Raw genomic sequence first — 18594 nt, 5'->3', positions numbered from 1 at the left:
ATTATGTATAATACATATGTTAAGTAAATTCAGAATAACGAGGCAAATATTATGGACTTTGTTTATATTAATCAAAACGTATTAAATAATCTTCTATACATTTTATGTAGTATATTTGTTTTTTATTTCATATATGATAGCCGGCACTATTTAAAGAAATATAAAATACTACTGATTACCATTTGTTCTAGTATCCCGCTTATTTTATGTATGCGATACCCTATCTATATGGATGAAAGTTGTATTCATGATTTAAGACAAATTCCGGTCATAATAGGTACGCTTTATGGTGGATTCCCTGTCGGTATCATATTGTTTACAATTTTATTAATTACGAGATTTTTATTTTATGGCTTTAACATGCTGACAGTTGTTGTTTACGGAATAATGTTCATCGTTACAGCACTCGCATCTTCAAAATTTAATACATATAATAGAAAACTTAAAGTAGCTTTTTCCATGTTTTTAACCTTTTTCCTAGCAATATTTACAACTTTAATTGTATTAACCTTATCAGATTTTGAAGTGAATAATTTGTATATTATTTATTTCATGGTATTACCGACTACTTTAATGTTATTTATTGTTTATATAAATGAAGTTATTAAAGATGCTGTATTAATGCGCTCAAAATTAATTAAAATGGAAAAAATGGAGATTGTTAGCCAACTCGCTGCAAGTATATCGCACGAAGTAAGGAATCCCTTAACGGTTGTAAAAGGATTTACACAGCTTTTAAAAACACAAAATTTAACTCCTGAATCAAGAGACGAATATATTAAACATATACTTGAAGAGTTAAATCGTGCCCAAGAAATTATCGATGATTACTTAACGTTTGCCAAACCTGCTCCAGAAAAACTAGATCAAATTTCAGTAAAACAAGAGTTAAATCGAGTTATTAATATGATATTGCCATTGTGTAATATGAATACGATACATATTACACAGGATTTTTCTGAGGCAACCATTGTTGGTAATAAACAGCACTTTCAACAATGTTTTTTAAACTTAATCAAAAACAGTATTGAAGCAATGCCTAATGGTGGTACCTTAAATATTTCCTCATCTATCAATAATAGTAAAGTTGAAATACGAATTGAAGATAGCGGAGTTGGAATGTCACAGGAGCAAATACATCGATTCGGTGAACCGTATTTTAGTACAAAAACAAAAGGAACCGGTTTAGGTACAATGGTTGCTGTTAAGATTATTGAGACGATGCATGGAAGTTTAAAAATCAGAAGTATCGTTAGTAAAGGAACGACTTTAACGATTACGTTCCCGAAATATAGTAAGAATACGCATTAAAACAAATAAAAAAGGAGCATAGTCGCTCCTTTTTTATTTGTTTCGATACATAAGTATCTTCAATGTTTTTTTAGTTTACATTTGTGAAGACTAATTAAAAATTAGTATCCTCCGCCCCAGCAGCTGCATCCTACAATTATTAATAGAATGAATAACACAACTAATAAAGCGAAACCTCCACCAAAACCACAAGAACCACCGTAACTCATATTTTCTCCTCCTTTTGGTTTGAAAACTAATAGGTAGTTGATCATTTTAACTGGTTCGTATTATACATTATGTGTATATCCCTTTTTTGAGCATGTCTACATAAAAATAAGTAAAAGCACTCGTTTAAAGAGTGCTTTAAAATGGATACCAAAAGTTTTGAAATACGTTTAATTTTAAATATACCGCAACAATAAATATGAAAATACCGGCAAATAAAGCGATGAAATCTTCACGTTTCGCCTTACTTGTATAAAACCATGTACGTTTATCCTTCTTTCCAAATCCTCTTAAATCCATTGCATTTGAAACCGTATCTATTCTTTCTAGAGAATGAATGATTAGTGGCCAGAAAATTAAAACACGGTTCTTAATACGAACCCATAAACTTGCTTCTCCTTTTTCAAAAGCCACTCCTCTCGCTTCTTGCGCGTGTTTAATAATTTTATACTCAGACTGGATGTCAGGAATATAACGTAGTGCAATATTTATTGCATAAGTAATCTTATAATGAATACCAAGTTTACTTAAGTTACTTACAAATTCACTTGGATCTGTCGTGTAAATAAAAAGAAGTGTAAATGGTAATAACGTAAAATACTTTAATGAAAGTGTAGCTGCATAAAATAATGTTTCATATGTAATCGTTGCATATCCAACATGTAAAAACGCGGTATATGATTCAGTTAATTCAGATCCATGAGTTGGTGTAATCAATAAAATCATGACAGAGTTTAATAAACTAAATGTAAATATGACACTAAAAACAATTAAAATTTTACGAAATGGAATTTTAGCAATGCTGAGCCCGATACACCCAATAATAAATAATATTAGCAACACCCGAAAATCAAAAAACAAAAAAGTAAGCGTCATACAAAAAATAAATAAAAACAATTTCACTACCCCATCCATACGATGAAAATATGTACTATGCACCTTCCTCCCTCCTATTACTGTCTAAATAAAGCTCCATAAATTTTTCTGGACATGCAATCCCACTAAATTTAACAAGCTTGGTTAAAGAACTCTCTCTTAAGTTGGCTCTTTGTAACGTTTCTTGATCGCCTAATACATCAAACACTGTATTATCCGCAATAATTTTCCCTTCATGTAGAACTACTGCACGGTCTGTATATTCTAGCGCGAGATTCATATCGTGAGTGATAAAAACAAATGAAATTCCCTTTTTAGCTAGGTTTTTAATAAAAGCCATAAATTGTTTATAGTGATAATAATCTTGTCCCGCTGTCGGTTCATCTAATATGATAAGTTTAGGATTTGTTGTTAATACAGATGCGATTGTTAATCTCTTTTTTTGCCCATAGCTTAGTGCTTGAATTGGCCAATTACGAAATGGATATAAACCACAAATTTTTAAAGTTCCTTCTACTCTATTCTTAATTTCTTCCTTAGAAAAATTATGTAATGTTAATGTAAATGAAACTTCTTCAAAAACAGTAGGCTGTGTAATCATATGATTTGGATTTTGCATCACGTAAGATATGATTTCCCCACGTTTACGAATAGACCAAGAACTAATATCTTCACCTTTTAACAAGATTTTCCCATTTTTCATTTTGTTTATGCCTATAAGACTATGAGCTAATGTTGATTTCCCTGCTCCATTATGTCCTAACAGTGCCACAATTTCTCCTTCATATATTGAAAGGTTTACATTTTCTAATACTTTTTGTTTATTAGAGTATGAAAATGATAAATTCTCCACTTTAAGTAATTCCTTGTTTTTAGTATTCCCTTTTAATATGACTTGTTTCTCCATCCACTCTTTTATAACATTGCTTACCTTTTCTTTTTGAAGGTTTTCCATTGGATATATTACGTCATTATTACTATCAAAATGTAATCTCTTTAATGCTTCGATGTAAATAGGCTCTCTTAAACCGATACGTGGTAATATATTTGACGCTAAGATTTCTTTTGGTGTTCCTATCGCAATGACTTTACCTTCATCAATTAATATAACTTTGTCTAAATCCAGGTTTAAAATTTCTTCTATTCTATGTTCGATAATAACAATCGTTTTATTATATTGTTCATGTATATCTTTCATAAGTTTTATCGTATGTAAGGCGCTTAGTGGATCTAAATTAGCTAACGGTTCATCGAACAATAATATATCCGCATTTGTTGTTAATAAACCCGCTAGAGAAACTGTTTGCTTTTGACCTCCTGATAATTCATGTGGACTTTGTTTATGAAACGTATGCATCTTCACCTTTCTTAATGAGTCCGAAACAATCTTTTTCATGTCATCTTGCTTTACACATTCATTTTCTAAATAAAAAGCTACATCTTCTTCTACTGTCAGACCAATAAATTGAGCATCTTGATCTTGCAAAATTGTTCCTACCTGTTTACTTTGTTCAAAAATACTTCCTTCCCTCGGGTCTTTACCGGCAATTAAAACGTTACCTGTACTATTCCCTTCGTAAGAAAATGGGATTAGCCCATTTATACAATGAGCTAATGTCGACTTTCCTGAGCCACTTCGTCCAGCAATTAGCACTTTTTCCCCAGGGTATATATGAAAGGTAATATCACTTAAAGTAGGCTGCACAGCATACCCATATTGAAAGGTGAATTGTTCAAACGAAATAATTGGTTGCATGTTAACATCCCTACTTTTCAATTTTTAAATGTGTATGTTTCTTATTGGATTTCGCCAAACCAATTGTAAGTGGCAATCCAAGTACTAAGAAAACGATGACATCGGAAATTGTTGCTCCTAATACTTGTATAACAATTTTGTCAAATGGTTCTCCCATCACAATAATATCGAATGCCCCAGCAAATATAATAGCAATGACAATACCAACTAGCCCAGTAATTGCTAAATAAGAAATATCCCCCTTGTTAAATGACCCGTTTTTCACACTAAAACCAACTCTTTTTTGAATAAGCCCCATTGAAAAACCAATAATACCTGAACTAATAACCCAGCCCCACCAAATACCCCAGCCAGCAATCGTATCTGTTACGGTATGACCGATAAGTCCGATTAACAGTCCTGCCACTGGACCAAATAATGCTCCAAAAACAGTTAATATAGCTAATGCTGGTTTAATAAATGTATTCGGTGCAATAGAAAATCCCCAAAGTCCTAATATCCCGTATAATGCTGCTCCAATACCGATTGCTACTACTAACTTTGTTGATAATTTGTTCATGACAATTCCCCTCTCATATTAGTCAACTTTTATTACTCTATATTTAATTTAAAAATGAATTATGCATCGACACTCCCTTTCTATACAACAAAAAAATGACCTCTTACATAAGAGGTCATTTTCTTTCACGTTCAAGAATCCTCTTATCTTTCAAAAAACACATCGTGTCCTCTGCGGAATTAGCACCTTCCTATAAAATTGCATAGGGGTTGCTGAGGTTTCTTAGGGCCGTTCCCTCCACCTCTCTGGATAAGTATTAATTTGTAATTCGTATTATGGCACTAAAGAATGTAAATTTCAACACTTTTCTTACTATTTTTATTTTTTGTTAAATAGATCATTTAAATCATTGTATTCTTATCGGAATTATGAAATAATAAATTCAAAATCGTTTCGGGAGGAATGCATTATGAAAGTTATTGGTTTGATTGGAGGGTTAAGTTGGGAATCTACATCATTATACTATAAACATATTAATACACTTACACTCTCTCAATACGATCAAAATGCAAAGTTAGTTTTATATAGTATGGACTTTGGTGAAGTAACTACTTTATTACAAAATCATCAATATGAAGAAGTGAAAAATGAACTAGTTACAGTTGCAAAGAAAGTTGAAAAATCTGGGGCTGAATGTTTATTAATGTGTTCAAATACCGTACATCTATTTGCCGAGGAAGTAGAACAAGCAATATCTATCCCGCTTCTTCACATTGGTGATGTAAGTGCTAAAGAAATAGTAGAACAGAGTATAAAACGTATCGGACTATTAGGAACAAAACAAACGATGGAGCAAGATTTCTATAAATCACGATTAGCGAAATATAACATTGAGACAATTATCCCAAATGAAGAGGAAAGAACCTTTATCCACCATGTCATATTAGATGAATTAAGTAGAGGGATCATTTCAGAAACATCTAAAGAAAAGTTATTACAAATTACAAAATCATTAATTCAAAACGGCGCTGAAGGTATATTATTAGGCTGTACTGAAATACCTTTACTTATCTCCCAAAATGATCTTACTGTTCCCGTTTTTGATACTGCTTTTTTACACGCAAATACTGCTGTGCAATTTGCTGGATAAGAATATACAAGCATAAAGGTGAGAACCTCTATGCTTGTATACAGTTACGACTATTTATCCCGCTATTTATGGGTAGTAAAATCCCTACCGATTAAAGTTTTACTTTATTTAAAAGAGATTCAATAACTGCAATTGCTTCTTTTGAACCACCACATTCTAAAAAGCTATCATTAAGTTTTCTTATACCATGTTTATACTTTTCATTTGAAAGAACATCTGTTACGGCCTCTTTTAAAGTGTGCACATTAACATGTTCTTTCAATAGTCTATGTGCCGCTTCAAGCTCAGTTAATCTTTGCGCTATCATTGGCTGGTCTTTATCATGCGGTATTATTACAAATGGGACATTATAATGAATGGCATCGTGTACGCTATTCATACCGCCATGTGTAATAAAAACATCTGCTTCATTTAATATTTCTGATTGAGGTACGTATGGAGCAATTATAAAATTATCTGGTGCTTTCTTAATTTTAGAAATATCATTTCTATCACCAATTGCCATTACAACTATCCCATCAAAATCTGAAAAAGTATCAATACAAGTATTAAAGAATGGTTCGAGTCCTTCAAGCAGTGTTCCCATTGAAATATAAATAACTTTCTTTTCTTTAAGTGATTTCAGTGGAAACTTTATATTTGTTTTACGCTTTGAAATACTCGGTCCAATAAAAATGTTATTTTCTCCGAACGATTCGTTATTAGGTTGGAAATAGCGACTTGTGTATACGAGACAAACATCACCCTTATTATTCATAAATTGAAGATTATTCTTTGGTTTTACTCCAAATTTATGTTCCATCTGATTTAGTAATTTTTCAGAGATTTCCTCTGGTTGGAATGGTATATCTGCATTTGGATGAAAAGGTAATGTCTTCAAAAACTCTGGCGGAATTAAAAATATAGGTGAGGACACTACACCTGGAACTTGTAAATACTCCTTTACTAACTCTCCTGCGCCAAATATATCATAAATTACGAAATCAAAATTTATACTTTCACATAATTGTTTCGTAATTTCTAATATATATAAAGAAGTTTGAACATGCACATGAAAGAAAGCATTTAACCCAGATGAGGTTTCAGCATCAATAGAAATCTCTTTTAATAGATCCGGATGAATATGTACAGTAGCTCCTAAATCTTCAATTCTATCCTTAAAGTTTGCCGTTGTAATATAATGTACGTTATCCCCTCGTTTAGTAAAAGCTTTTACTAAATTTAATGTAGGGTTTACATGTCCCTCTGCTGGAAAATTAACCACTAAAATATTTAGCACTTATTCCTCACTCCTTACATTTCATTGTTTTAATTAAGCATACTGTTATTTGTACAAGTAATCTTCCCCTAATAGTCCTAATATGCTTGCTACATTATATTGATAAATAATTTTCAGTCATCAACATAAAAAAAGCATCTACCTATGTAGATGCCTAACCGTGATAAGGAGTGTTCTGTGAGGTTAGAACAAGCTTTTCTGCTTGTCCTATGCTATTAATATATGATTGATTTTATAAAACGTGAATAGTTAATAGAATTATTTTATCCATTTTATATGATCAAATGGATAAAATACCATTTCTACTTTACCTATTATATTTGACTCATCAATAAGTCCAAGTGTATTCCTACTATCTTTACTATGATTACGATTATCACCTAACACAAATAATTTATGCGTAGGAACTTTTATTTCTCTAAAATTTGAAAAACGATTGGATACTTGTGACATATCTAAATGTATATACGACTCATCACGCTTTTTACCGTTAATAAATACCTCATCCTTTTTTAGTTGTATATTATCCCCCGATAATCCAATAATTCGTTTCACATAGTAAGTAGGCTCGTCTTCTTTTTTTATAATGACAACATCTCCATGATGAAAAGACGATAAACAGACATTTACCTTATTAACAAGTATATAATCTTTTTCATTCAAAGTAGGTTGCATCGAAATTCCTTCTACCATACAAAATAAAAAGGACTTATTAATAAAAATAACCCCTATTATAATTAATATGTAGCTACATATGTTCCTCCAATATTTTAGAATAAACAGCTTCATATATACCTCATTTCTAATCTATCCCCAGATAAAAACGCCTCTAGTTTACAGGAATGCTAGAGACGTTTCGTACATTTTAATTCTCTTTAGAGGCATCTGTTTTTGGCGCTTCACCAGTTAACCGCTTATTTTTCAAATCAAAATAAGCATCTAAAACTTCTTTTCCAATATCGGAGTTAATGCCCGATTTATCATTTTCAACCCACGGTACTACAACAGAAAATGCTACTTCTGGATCATCATATGGCGCATATCCAGCTAATGTTAAGTTATAACATTCTCTACGATCGCCTTTCGCATTTCGCCCAATTGCATTTTCTCCACCATATACAGTTTGTGCGGTCCCTGTTTTACCAGCTGGTTTATATGGTGCTTTTTGGAACGCTCTTACTCCTGTTCCATCTCCTTCTTGAAATACTTTTCTAAATCCTTCTTTTACTTGATTAATATATTCTTGTTTCATATCGATTCTATTTAAAACAACGGGTTCTATTGATTGTACTACTTTACCAACCTCATCTTTTTGAACGGTTTGTTCTCTAATCTCTTGAACAATTTGTGGTTTCATTCGATATCCTCCATTTGCGATAGTCGAAATATATTGTGCAAGCTGAAGTGGTGTATACGTATCATATTGCCCAATAGAATAATCTAATAAGAAACCAGGCTGATTATCTTTTTTTCCAATTTGCCCTGCAGTTTCATTTGGTAAATCAATACCAGTTTGTACACCTAGTCCAAATTGCCTGAAATAATACCTCATTTTATCAAAATATTCTTGTTTAATATCTAGTGAACTATTTTTTACATAATCCACGCCAGCAATTTTTAATGCTATATTAAACATATAAACGTTTGAAGAAACTTGTAACGCTCTTAGATCGTCTATATCACCAAAATTTTTCCAAGACTTCTTTTCCTTAGTTCCTTTAAACTTCATAGGTGCATCATAAAAATGTGTTCCAGGAGTTATTGCATTTGTTTCAAACCCTGTTAACACTGTCGCACCTTTAACCGTTGATCCAAGCTCATATGAACTTGTCAGCGTGCCTAAAGCATAATCTTCTACTTCCATTTTCCCGTCTTTTTCTACAAGCCTTTTCCCAGCCATTGATAATACTTGGCCATTTTTAGGATTCATCATCACTACGAAAGCACGGTCTAACATTGATTCTGATCCTTTATATTGTTTTAATATTTTTTCTATGCTCTCCTCTACTTTTTTTTGCAATTCCATATCTATTGTTAAAGTTAAATTTTTACCGCTTTTTCCTTCCGAAGCCGTTTCCGTTCTAATAGTATTTCCTTGTTTATCAGCAATGCTTCTTACTTCTTTTTTTGTACCATGAAGTACATCTTCGTATTGCTGTTCGATATAACTTTTTCCGACCCTATCATTTCGGCTATAATCACGCACTAAATAATAATCTAATCGTTCACGTGGCAATCCTTCATCAGCATTTGAAACGTTACCAAGGACAGAACGGAATAATCCATCATTTACATAGATTCTCTCCCAATCAACTGATGCGTCTACTCCTGGAAGGTTCGCTAAATTTTCACTAATCACCGCATATTCCTGTTCACTAACGTCCTTTTTAATAATTTGAGGTGCCATTTGAAAACCTGAGGTCATTTTACTTTTAATAGCTAACACTTCTATATCTTTAGCCGTTAGTTCTTGAAGATTTTTATCTGTAACGCGTTTCCTTTTTAAATCTTCTATTTTTTTGTCTAGCTCTTTTCCGGTAATATCCTTATCTCGGAACTTATCTATTTCTTTTTTTGATACTAAGTCTTGAGCCAGTTCTGGATTCAATCGCATCCAAAAGTCTTTCTTATCAGTCTCAGTTAACTTATCTATATCTTCTTGTGGCATTTCAATAATATCTGCAAGTTGTCTTGCTGATTTTAATATTTCTTCTTGTTTTACACCTTTCACCTTTGTATATGTAATCGTACGTAAAGACTTATTATCAACTACTGGATTTCCTTCACGATCAAATATTTTCCCACGTGGTACAGAAAGGCCCACGGTTGCATTTTCTCTCTTCTCTAATTCATTTTTATATGTTTCTCCATCAAAAATTTGCACTTTCCCTAACTGAATAATAATGCCAGAGAATAATAAAAATACACAAAGGAATAAAATATTTAACCGGAGAGGTACTACTCTACCACTTTTCTTCTCTTGCTTTTTCACCTTGTCATAATCTCCTCCTTACAATATTTCAAATAATAATCACATTTCTATATTAAAAGTAATGTACAATTTCTATACATTGCTTTGTACAAATATTAATATAATGTTTAAAACTTAATAGAAATTAAAACAAAGGTAAAGAAAAGGTAAAGTTTACTAAATTAAATATAAAAAATACCCAATAACAAAAAGCTTAGTTTTCACTAATCGCTTTGTTATTGGGTATTAATTGATTTAAGAATTACTAATAGTGCGTATTGCTATACATTTATCGTCACAATTAGAAAGAGATTGTTTACTTAGTACTTTCGGTAAGTAAATAGTTACTGTTGTCCCGACACCAACCTCGCTCATGATGCTAATTGTCCCTTGATGACTTTCAATAATTTTATAACTTAACATTAATCCAATACCAGTCCCTTTTTCTTTCGTACTATAAAAAGGTTCACCTAATCTCTTAATTCTTTCTTCAGGTATTCCTATTCCTTCATCTATTACATGAATGATGACACCATCATCATTTATTTCTTTTATGTGAATTGAAATTTCCCCACCATTTGGCATAGCTTCGATTGAATTTTGCAAAATATTAATAAATACTTGTTTCAATTGATTTTCTGAGCATTCAATAATTATATCTTTGTCATCCGTAAATAGTTCAACTTGAATATTTGTCATAATTGCTTTTGTATTCATTAACGATACGACATTTTTAAAAATTTGATAAATATTTTTCTTTTCTGTATTTATCTCATCTGTTTTAGCAATTGCCAGAAATTCTTGCAGGATCGCTTCTATCCTTTCAATTTCAGAGAGCATAAGATCAAAATATTTTTCTTGATCTTCTTTATTAATTTGAAATAACTGTATAAAACCTTTAATTACAGTTAAAGGATTTCTTACTTCATGAGCCACGCCAGCTGCTAATTGACCAATTGCTGCAAGCGTATCTGATTTATTTAGCAATTCTTCTGTCTTTTTTCGCTCTGTAATGTCGCGTACAATAATCATAATTTTATCATGTAATAATGGTAAGCACCTAGCCTCAAAGAAATCAATACTTCCATTAAGTGTGAGTGGATATTCTACAATTACATTCGTTCCTTTTTCCTTCACTTGATTAATGGCTTCCTGAAACTGCTGTGCTACTGAAGATGGTAATACTTCGTAAAACTTTTTTCCCATAAAAGCTTCTGCGGGTACGTAAAACTTTGTAGGAGATCCTGCCTTGTAATCTATAATTGTACCATCATCTTCTGTTAAGAAACATAAATCTGGTAAAGCTTTAAAAATTAATTCCAGTTCAGATGTTTGTTGTTTTAACTGCTCTTCTATCGCTTTTAAATGTGTAATATCTACACCAACAGCCCAATAACTATATCCTGTTACAGGAAACTGTTCTGATATATTCGACCACATTATTGTTTTGATTTCACCATTTTTACATGTTAAGTGCATTTCCCAATCTCTGAAATTTTTTCCACAAGTTAAAAATTTCTTTTGTATTTGATGGCGATAATTATAATCAGGATACAATAATTGCAGTGCATTTGGATTTCCAATTATTTCTTCAGCGGTATAACCTGTTACAATTTCACATTCTCGATTCCACAAAACAAAATCTCCATTATAATCAAGCGCATCGACCATAACAGGCATGTTTTGTAAAATCGTATGTAGTTCCTCCTCTTTCCGAGAAAGCAACGTTGTACTTTTACTTTGAAATACTTTTATTGCGCCATCTAAAATTAAACTTGAGAGCATTTCAAAGTATTTTTGACAACTGAAAATTTCACTTTTTTTGGACCATACAACAAAAGATCCTAAATGTTGATTGTATAAGAAAATGGGGATTTCAATCTTTGGAAGTTTACTCTTTTTTATCTCATTCATTCCGAATGAAAAAACACATTCTTTTTCAGCATCAAGAAGTTGATGTGATATATTAGTTAATTTATAAAATTGTTCTGCCATGGTTTCTATTGTACTCACATCAATAAGTTCCATTAGCCGCGAATTCATTCCTTTTTCACCTCAATATGTAAAATTAATACAAATCTAAAATTCATACTTCTCCATTATACGAAGAAAGCTAGTGTAGGTATATAGCTGTAGAATAATTATTCGAACAAATTTTATTTTTCAATTAAAATAAGAAAAGAATATATATACTGAATATACCTTTAATTAGTATATATTTCGTTGATTCCTCACTTATTGTCTAGTAACTTGAATTCCTCCTTACATTCACTGAATTTTCACTTGAGAGTCATACACGTTACTAATAGCGGTATAAACATGCAATAAGTATAAAGTTCATAAAATATTCACAATTTTTATGAAAAATATAAACATTTATTCCAATATATTCTATATAATAAAATGTAATAAGGCTTCTATGAATCTCATAGAATACCTTACCCCTAATAAAAAAGAAAAAAGAATCCATTTGGATTCTTTTTTCTTTTTTAATTACATTACATATTTATATAAAGCATGTGCCACACCATGTTCTTCATTTGATAACGTTTCGTATTTACACATTGCTTTTATTTCTTCTACTGCATTCCCCATTGCAATTGATATGTTCGCTTTTTCCATCATAGAAACATCGTTTAGCCCATCACCTATCGCTACAGTGTTTTCAACTGGAATATTAAGATGTTCTGCTAAAGTATATAATCCATTCCCTTTTTGAGCATCTCGATGATTAATCTCTAAATTGTGCCAATATGAAGATGTAATTGCTAAATCTGTATTATGAAGAAATGTTTCTTTGAGTTTTTTTAATTTCTCAATTTCATAAGAAAATGGTAATAGTTTATGCACATGTATATCTGTTTCTACAATTGGTTTACAACTTTCCGCACTATGAAACGCTGTATGCTCAAGATATAATGCTGCGATTGTTTCTAACTCTTTCAAGTCGAAATTTTCTTTTGAATTCTTCACATGCTCAATTTCATTACGTACACTCTCTACTCCATAATCCGGTACATACACACCTTTATCAGTATAGAGCTGATAATATAAACCATTCTCTTCAAGATATTCTACAATTTCAAGTGCCTGCATATTTTGAATTGGATATCTCTTCATCATTTTTTTATCTTTATATATAAGAGCACCATTTTCCGCAATGATTGGACACTCTAAATCAACTTCTAACAATAATCGCTCAATGTCAACAATTGAACGTCCTGTACAAATTGCTACAACATGGCCAGCTTCTTGACATGTTCGAATTGCTTCTGCATTTTCTTTACTTATCATTTTATTCCCCGAAAGAAGAGTTCCATCTAAATCAATTGCGATTAATTTCATTATTTCTTCACCACTTTCTATAAATACACGAGTTCTAATTAATTATTAGGTATCGTTTTCATACAATCCTCGTGAGGTACTTCTTATTTATAATTTATGAAAAGCGTTTCAGGTCAAGAAATAATTAAAAATAAAATCCAAAGCTTTTCTTTTTAAAAAAGCTTTGGATTTTAAACTATGAATTATAACTAATGTATTTTGTCTCACACATGTACACATTTTTTTCTTCAGTTGGTATATATACTTTAAACTTTTCTAACCGTTTTCCATAGACATGAATCGTAATAACGCTTTCATTTTTGCTAATTTCAAGAATATGACAATCCGCTGGTGGAATTACTTTATCTGTTTCTCCTTCTCCCAAATAAAGATTTCCTGTATGTGTTAAATAAACAAGTGAATTTCCAAGTTGTTTCGTTTGTATAAAGTTCTGCACCATAATCCTTCCTGAAAAAACGCCTTCTACTCCCCATGTGCCGTCATGATCATGTAAAGGTGTAGATTGTCCATCTTTCCATACGAGAGCTAGTACTTCAAAACGTTTGAGCGGATCTTCATACAATAAATGTCGTGCATATTGAGTCAAATTGGCCTTCTGTTTATCTAACGGAAGCCATGTTTTCTTTTCTAAAAGTTCTTCTAGTAACTTTTCAATGCCATACACTATTTCTTCTGCAAATAAACCGTTTTCCATAAGATCTGTAACACCTTTAATAAACTTTTGAAATGATTTACTTCCATTACAAGTCAACATAAGAATCCTCCTCTACGTTTTATACAATTCCATATTAAGGTGATTACCGAAAACTCACAATTGAGAAACAAAAAACAAGATGCAAATGTATGCACCTTGTTAAGATTTTTATTTAGCTTTCAATCGAATAGGTAAGTATTTTAATGTTTGTTCATTTTCCAATATACATTTTTCTAAACAGAAAGATGGAGATAGCTTTATTTTTTCAAAAGCATTTATAAAGGTAGTTAATGCAATCTCAGCCTCTAAACGTGCAAGTGGTGCTCCTAAGCAAAAGTGAGGACCTTTCCCAAAGGTTAAATGCTTTTCATTTCCTGTTCGATGTACATTAAATTGAGAGGCTTGTGAAAATTTTTTCTCGTCTAAATTCGCTGCACTAACCCACGCAACAATCATCTGATCCTTTTTCATTAAAGAACCAAATATATTTGTATCCTCTGTAATCCTCCGGGCTAATGTAACAGGAAAGCGATAGCGTAATACTTCCTCAATCGCTTTTGAAATTAAGTTAGGTTCTTTTCTTAACTCTTCATAAATTCCAGGTGAATCTACTAAAAAGCAATAAAAGCTATTAATAATTAAATTTGTAGTGGTTTCATTCCCAGCTGCTAGTAAACCTAATGAAAAGGTTACAATTTCTTCATCGGTTAATCTTTCGTCTTCATATTCAGCTCGAATTAAATCAGAAATGATATCATCGGTTAAATGATATCTCTTTTCCTGAACAATCGGGAGAAGGTATGCTTTGAATTCATTTAATGCTATCCCTTTCTCAGCATCCAGATCATTAAACTTTTCTTTACTATACGGCATAAATAAAATATCAGACCATTCTTTAATTTTTTTACGATCTGTTGTTGGGACTCCTAATAAATCAGAAATAACGGTAACAGGTAAAGGTGCAGCAAACTGTTCAACGATATTAACTTCACTACATTTTTCGATATGTTGTACAAGTTCATCTGCGATAGCCTGTATTCGAGGTTTCCACTGTTCTAAACTTCTTGGAGTAAATGCCTTAGAAACAATGGAACGTACATTGCGATGTTCTGGTGGATCTGTAGAGTTTATATTTATTCTAGTTTCTAAAGGAGGGATTGAGAATTGTCTGCGCTCCCTTCTACTTGAAAATAAGCGATAATCTGATAAAACACGATTTACATCATCATATAAAAAAACATTCCATACATCCTGCTCTTCATCATAATGAACTGGGTGATTATCCCTCATCAAACGATACCATTCATATGGATTCCATAATTCTTCTTTTGTTTTCAGCTTTGAAATTTCATGAACTAAAATAACATTTTCAGGTGAAGCCATAGTTCTTTCCTCCCTTTTCTTTTACAATAAAAGTGATAGGTCGGCAGTTCAAAGTTGTATAAACTATCATATGTTATTTTAACATATACTAAAGGGGATTTTTCATTAAAGAACTTGAGAAATATATAAGGGGGATTTTTATGTACGTTGATATTTTACTACTAGCAGAATTAACGACCGGACCAAAACATGGATATGAAATCAAAAAAAATGTTCAAAATCGTTTAGGTGAGAATTTTGAATTAAATCACAACATGCTTTACCCTGCCCTTCGGCGCTTTGAAAATATGGGTGCTATAACGAAAAAAATACATAAACAAGTTGGAAAACCAAACCGAAATATGTACGATATAACAGAAACAGGAGAAGAAATTTTTTCTGAAATGTTACGAGAGTTTCCCGAAAAACTTGCGACAAATAATGCAGAATTTCTTGTTCGTATCGCGCTATTTGAAAAACTTGAATATGAAGCTAGAAAAGAGATTTTGACTGTACGTCAAAACGTACTACATAGTCAACTTACCGCTATTCAGTCTCTAGAGGTTACCTCAGCCTTTATTACTGAAGTCATTGAATTTAGTAAATCACGAATTGAACATGAATTGAGTTGGATTACATCACTTATGAAGAAAATATGAAAAAATAACAAAAAAAGCTAAAATTAATGAATGAAAATGATATTTATTATCAATACTATCATTAATAAAAGGGCAACCACGATTTGGCTACCCTTAAAGAATTTACACTTCTGGATCAAATGTTTTGCAATCTGTTTCTTCCGTTGTAGATGCATGTTTACCTTTATGACTTACTACGTAAATTGCCTCTGCACTACATTTATTACCGTTCGCCCAAAATTTACAGTTGTTTACTTCACATAAAACGTCTTGTGCCATAGTATCACACCTCCTTGTTCTATTATCATTAACAAAATTCGGAGGTATGATACTATTTGTCATCCATTTTCCATTCCCTTTTTAGCTTTCTTAATGGTTCAATATCTCCGCGTACAATAGCATCAATATTTCCAGTTATTTTTTCAATATCAAAATGCCACCATTGAATTTGCAATAATTCTTGAATTATTTCATTTGAAAATCTCTCTTTTATTTTATTTGCAGGGTTTCCACCAACAATTGTATATGGTGCGACGTCTCTAGTCACAACAGATTTAGCTGCAATGATTGCACCATCCCCTATTTTTATTCCGGGCATAATTGTTGTATCCATACCAATCCAAACGTCATTTCCTATAACTGTATCACCTTTATAAGGTAAATCAGACAAACTAGGTGTATACTTCTCCCACCCATTTCCAAATATATTAAATGGATATGCCGAAAATCCATCCATCCGATGATTGGCTCCGTTCATAATAAAGTTAACTCCAGATGCAATACAACAAAACTTTCCAATAGTAAGGCGATCTCCAAGAAATTCATAATGATGTAATACTCGATCTTCAAATGTTTCTCCATCTTTCGCATCATAATAAGAATAGTCACCAACAAGTATATTAGGTTTTGTTATTATATTTTTTATAAATTGAACGTTTTGATTGCCTTCAATAGGGTATTTAACATTTGGATTAGGATTCATTTTGTATAGCACTTCCTTTACCACTTATTTCACTTTCTACCGCTATTACTGGCTTTAAATTGTATATAGGTAAAATAAACAATAATCCAATTATAAAAAGTAAAGCCGTCCCTTCATACATCATACTTAATGAAAACATCTCTTTTAATGAGCCAGCTATACTCATCGTTACTACCATTGAACCGGTAAAAAGCGGACTTAAAATACCATTTACACGACCTATAAAATCGGTATCGCTATTTTGAATAATAAGCGTATTAATACCAATTTGGATACAAGGAAGAGCTAAACCACTAAAAAGCTGCGCTGTAAGTGTCACCCATAAATTTGTAGAATATCCTATAATGCCAATACCAATTGCTTGACCAAGCATACCGATAATTAACATCTTTTGCGGAGCAACGTTTTTCGCAAATACCATTGCTAATGCTCCGCCAACAATCATTCCCGCACCATTTACTGTTAGTAGCCACTGTAAACTCTCTTTTGATAATCCTAACTGCTCAGTCACAATAAATATACCTAATGGCTGAATTAATCCTATACCTAGTCCTGCAGCCATAAAACAAAGCCCTAGCAAAGTTAATGCTTTTTTCTTTTTGACATACTTAATACCATCCTTCATCTCCTGCAACAGAGTGATATCCTTCTTTTCTACGTCGTTTTCAAGATCTTTCGGAAGGAATAACAATACAACTGCCGCAAGTAAAAACGAAATACCTGTTATGATGATTGAAATATAAATTCCAAAACTATGAAAGATAAATGTCCCTAGTATTGGTCCTAATACCATAAATATTGCAAATATCGTTTGATATATAGACATTGCTAATTGAATTTGTTCCGTTGATAAATGTTGTTTAAACAACTTCATTCCAGATGGTTGTGAAAACTGTGAAAGGATTGCAGAGATGAGTGTCACAAAAAACACAATTTTCCACGTTCCAAACATAAGCGTAATTAATACAACGAATACTGAAATGGAACTTAACGTTTCACACCATATCATTGTCTTCTTTGGCTTCCACCTATCAGCAAAAGTACCGCCAATAAATGAAAAAATAAAAATTGGAGCGAATTCAGCAACTGAAATCATCGAAATAGCAAAAGCATCACCTTTTGTCATTTCCATTACATATAGTAATACCGCAAAGTTTCGAACCCATATTCCTATTTGTAAAAATAATGCTGATGCTAAAATCCCTTGAACAAACCGATTTTTTAATACTTGTGATACCCCATTGTTTTGTTTCGTTACTACATTTGTCGACATAAAAAAGCCTCCTATTTCATGTTCTGAACAGGAGGCAGCACAAATCATATAAAAAGACTATATATTCGCAGAGCGAAATACATCCCTTTTCTATAAATGTACAGACTAACCCTATTCAGAAGAATATTTCGTTTTTTAACGAAGATCTCTTACAAATAGAATTAGTTGATCATTGGGATGTTTTCACCCTTCCGTTTCGAATTTAAATAACACATACATACTCTATGTAAATCATTTTCGATGTATGCATG

17 protein-coding genes and 1 riboswitch are annotated in these 18594 nt (G+C 31.9%); of the genes, 3 read left to right on the top strand and 14 right to left on the bottom strand.

The window, feature by feature from the left end; genetic code table 11:
* Positions 1-51 precede the first annotated feature (51 nt).
* Positions 52-1311 (top strand): LytS/YhcK type 5TM receptor domain-containing protein, encoded by a 1260-nt coding sequence (locus QO049_RS03795; protein WP_246962994.1) that lies wholly within the window; start codon positions 52-54, stop codon positions 1309-1311.
* Positions 1312-1412: 101 nt separating this feature from the next.
* Here the strand turns inward: QO049_RS03795 and QO049_RS03790 are convergent, their stop codons facing one another.
* The 4 genes from QO049_RS03790 to QO049_RS03775 form a co-directional block, all read right to left on the bottom strand.
* Positions 1413-1520, bottom strand: a complete 108-nt coding sequence (locus QO049_RS03790; protein ID WP_000120182.1) for a YjcZ family sporulation protein — start codon at positions 1518-1520, stop codon at positions 1413-1415.
* Positions 1521-1656: 136 nt separating this feature from the next.
* Complete coding sequence (locus QO049_RS03785; protein WP_284489171.1) at positions 1657-2457, bottom strand: energy-coupling factor transporter transmembrane component T family protein; 801 nt, start codon at positions 2455-2457, stop codon at positions 1657-1659.
* The gene (locus QO049_RS03780; RefSeq protein WP_061655860.1) at positions 2450-4150 is read right to left on the bottom strand and encodes an ABC transporter ATP-binding protein; all 1701 of its coding nucleotides are present in this window, start codon (positions 4148-4150) and stop codon (positions 2450-2452) included. Before QO049_RS03780 ends, QO049_RS03785 begins: the two co-directional genes overlap by 8 nt.
* 10 nt (positions 4151-4160) lie before the next feature.
* Complete coding sequence (locus QO049_RS03775) at positions 4161-4709, bottom strand: ECF-type riboflavin transporter substrate-binding protein (RefSeq protein ID WP_001038210.1); 549 nt, start codon at positions 4707-4709, stop codon at positions 4161-4163.
* Between the two features lie 140 nt (positions 4710-4849).
* A riboswitch (SAM riboswitch) is annotated at positions 4850-4965 on the bottom strand.
* A 153-nt stretch (positions 4966-5118) separates the two neighbouring features.
* On the opposite strand from QO049_RS03775, the gene QO049_RS03770 reads away from it, so the two are divergent.
* Positions 5119-5799, top strand: coding sequence for an aspartate/glutamate racemase family protein (locus QO049_RS03770; RefSeq protein ID WP_000864392.1), 681 nt, complete (start codon positions 5119-5121; stop codon positions 5797-5799).
* A gap of 91 nt (positions 5800-5890) precedes the next feature.
* Here the strand turns inward: QO049_RS03770 and QO049_RS03765 are convergent, their stop codons facing one another.
* The 7 genes from QO049_RS03765 to QO049_RS03735 all read right to left on the bottom strand — a co-directional run bounded on the left by QO049_RS03765 (position 5891) and on the right by QO049_RS03735 (position 15471).
* Positions 5891-7078: a macrolide family glycosyltransferase gene (locus tag QO049_RS03765; RefSeq protein ID WP_284489170.1), complete on the bottom strand. Its 1188-nt coding sequence runs from the start codon at positions 7076-7078 to the stop codon at positions 5891-5893.
* Positions 7079-7336: 258 nt separating this feature from the next.
* Positions 7337-7867, bottom strand: a complete 531-nt coding sequence (lepB, locus tag QO049_RS03760; RefSeq protein WP_000765192.1) for a signal peptidase I — start codon at positions 7865-7867, stop codon at positions 7337-7339.
* Between the two features lie 76 nt (positions 7868-7943).
* A complete protein-coding gene (locus QO049_RS03755; protein ID WP_284489169.1) occupies positions 7944-10070 on the bottom strand; it encodes a peptidoglycan D,D-transpeptidase FtsI family protein in 2127 nt (708 codons plus the stop codon).
* Between the two features lie 234 nt (positions 10071-10304).
* A complete protein-coding gene (locus tag QO049_RS03750) occupies positions 10305-12092 on the bottom strand; it encodes a PAS domain-containing sensor histidine kinase (RefSeq protein ID WP_141539901.1) in 1788 nt (595 codons plus the stop codon).
* 450 nt (positions 12093-12542) lie between these two features.
* The gene (locus tag QO049_RS03745; protein WP_000766385.1) at positions 12543-13394 is read right to left on the bottom strand and encodes a Cof-type HAD-IIB family hydrolase; all 852 of its coding nucleotides are present in this window, start codon (positions 13392-13394) and stop codon (positions 12543-12545) included.
* 175 nt (positions 13395-13569) lie between these two features.
* Entirely contained in the window at positions 13570-14148 is a 579-nt protein-coding gene (locus QO049_RS03740; protein WP_088344671.1) for a cysteine dioxygenase family protein, read from the bottom strand.
* A gap of 108 nt (positions 14149-14256) precedes the next feature.
* Positions 14257-15471, bottom strand: coding sequence for a cytochrome P450 (locus tag QO049_RS03735; RefSeq protein ID WP_246962986.1), 1215 nt, complete (start codon positions 15469-15471; stop codon positions 14257-14259).
* 140 nt (positions 15472-15611) lie between these two features.
* On the opposite strand from QO049_RS03735, the gene QO049_RS03730 reads away from it, so the two are divergent.
* The gene (locus QO049_RS03730; protein ID WP_000289122.1) at positions 15612-16109 is read left to right on the top strand and encodes a PadR family transcriptional regulator; all 498 of its coding nucleotides are present in this window, start codon (positions 15612-15614) and stop codon (positions 16107-16109) included.
* 102 nt (positions 16110-16211) lie between these two features.
* Here QO049_RS03730 and QO049_RS03725 read toward each other — a convergent pair whose 3' ends face one another.
* Genes QO049_RS03725 through QO049_RS03715 form a run of 3 tightly spaced genes read right to left on the bottom strand, consistent with a single transcriptional unit; the run spans position 16212 to position 18343 of the window.
* On the bottom strand, positions 16212-16367 hold the full coding sequence (locus tag QO049_RS03725) for a DUF1540 domain-containing protein (protein WP_000046095.1): 156 nt from the start codon (positions 16365-16367) through the stop codon (positions 16212-16214).
* A gap of 52 nt (positions 16368-16419) precedes the next feature.
* A complete protein-coding gene (locus QO049_RS03720) occupies positions 16420-17070 on the bottom strand; it encodes a Vat family streptogramin A O-acetyltransferase (RefSeq protein ID WP_048567664.1) in 651 nt (216 codons plus the stop codon).
* A complete protein-coding gene (locus tag QO049_RS03715; protein WP_098616589.1) occupies positions 17060-18343 on the bottom strand; it encodes an MFS transporter in 1284 nt (427 codons plus the stop codon). Before QO049_RS03715 ends, QO049_RS03720 begins: the two co-directional genes overlap by 11 nt.
* Positions 18344-18594: the final 251 nt, after the last annotated feature.

Source organism: Bacillus sp. RB3 (assembly GCF_030164735.1).
In the GTDB taxonomy this organism is placed as follows: Bacteria; Bacillota; Bacilli; order Bacillales; family Bacillaceae_G; genus Bacillus_A; species Bacillus_A cereus.
This window is presented reverse-complemented; position numbering and strand designations above follow the sequence as displayed.